Raw genomic sequence first — 1,326 nt, 5'->3', positions numbered from 1 at the left:
GCTTTTCCATTGCCAAAACCTTTATTTCCAATAGCTTTCATATCTAAGTTTTCGACACATACGATATCATACTGATTGGCTATCTCAGTAGATTTCTTATGAAGACTGTCGAGACGTTGATTCGCTATTTTTCTATAGATTCTGTTTACCTTTCTCATTTGTTTAAAATAGTTACTTGATTTTGTTTCATTCTTTTTAGAACCTGCTTTTCGTGAAAGTCTTCTTTGTTGTTTAGCAAGCTTCTTATGACTTTCTCGATAGTATTTATGAACTCCTGCTTTATTCCCATTACTGTCCATATAAAGTCCATCGGATTTATAGTCAAGTCCAATAGAATTTGTACTTGATTTGGAAACAGATGGAATGTCTTCCTGTTCATATTCGAAAAGAACGGAAGCAAAATAGTTACCGACACTATCTTGAGAGACAGTAACAGATTTAAGCTTCCAATCATCTTTAGGCAGCTTATGAATAACAGCTTTGACCATTCCAACTTTAGGAAGCTTTATGACATTTTTACCAATAAGAATATTGTTGTTGGTAAAATTTGTTGTATACGACTTTTTAGATTTTCTTTTGCTTTTGAATTTAGGGAAATGATTTTGTTTTTTAAAAAATCTGTCATAGGCGTCTGCTAAATGAAAAACGGCATTTGAAACAACAAATTTATCTATTTCTTTGAGAAAATCATAATCTTTTTTTTATGTACGAGTAGCGAACTCATTTGATTTAAGCTTACAAAGATGGGATTCTCCATCTTTGTATCTTTGTTTTTGTAAGGCAAGTAATTGGTTATAAACAAAACGACAGCAACCAAAAGTTTTTGCAAACATGACTTTTTGTTCATCATTTGGATAGAGTCTATATTTAATTGCCTTGTTACTTTTGTTTGCTTTTGACATATATTTTACCTCCTTCCTTGCGTTTGAATATATTCCTTAATAATATCTACGGTCACCCCGCCTGTAGATATCAAACAATAGCTTTGTGACCAGAACATATCCTTCCATAAATGTTCCTTGATTTCTGGATATTCTTTTTTTATAAGTCTACTGCTTGCTGATTTATAAGCATTGATAAATTTAGAAATCTCACTATTAGGCTGTCCTCTGAACAGTACATGAACATGGTCTTTATCGTGATTCCATTCTTCCAACGAAATATTATAATTAAGGCATATGTTTTTAAATATCTCTTTAAGCCGTAATGAGATAGCATCATCAATAACATTATTCCTGTATTTGACACACATAATTAAATGATAATTAAGCATGAACACTGAATGATTATTAGTATCAAGTTCCATAGCAATATCCTTTCTAAAAT

The 1,326-nt window shown here is 31.2% G+C and carries 3 protein-coding genes; all 3 read right to left on the bottom strand.

Annotation, left to right across the window (positions count from 1 at the left end; all coding sequences use genetic code 11):
- On the bottom strand, window positions 1-674 hold a 674-nt coding region (locus LJD32_RS14880; RefSeq protein WP_318532682.1), incomplete at its 3' end, for a transposase.
- Between the two features lie 27 nt (window positions 675-701).
- Window positions 702-902, bottom strand: coding sequence for a helix-turn-helix domain-containing protein (locus tag LJD32_RS14875; protein WP_227403836.1), 201 nt, complete (start codon window positions 900-902; stop codon window positions 702-704).
- Window positions 903-907: 5 nt separating this feature from the next.
- The gene (tnpA, locus tag LJD32_RS14870; RefSeq protein ID WP_227392806.1) at window positions 908-1,306 is read right to left on the bottom strand and encodes an IS200/IS605 family transposase; all 399 of its coding nucleotides are present in this window, start codon (window positions 1,304-1,306) and stop codon (window positions 908-910) included.
- Between the last annotated feature and the right edge of the window lie 20 nt (window positions 1,307-1,326).

The organism is Faecalibacillus sp. TM498 (assembly GCF_020589955.1).
Lineage (GTDB): Bacteria > Bacillota_I > Bacilli_A > Erysipelotrichales > Coprobacillaceae > Faecalibacillus > Faecalibacillus intestinalis.
This window is presented reverse-complemented; position numbering and strand designations above follow the sequence as displayed.

Coding starts and splice junctions, on each gene's coding strand:
- tnpA (WP_227392806.1), bottom strand. CDS start 1,306: ATGGAACTTGATACTAATAATCATTCAGTGTTCATGCTTAATTATCAT.
- LJD32_RS14875 (WP_227403836.1), bottom strand. CDS start 902: ATGTCAAAAGCAAACAAAAGTAACAAGGCAATTAAATATAGACTCTAT.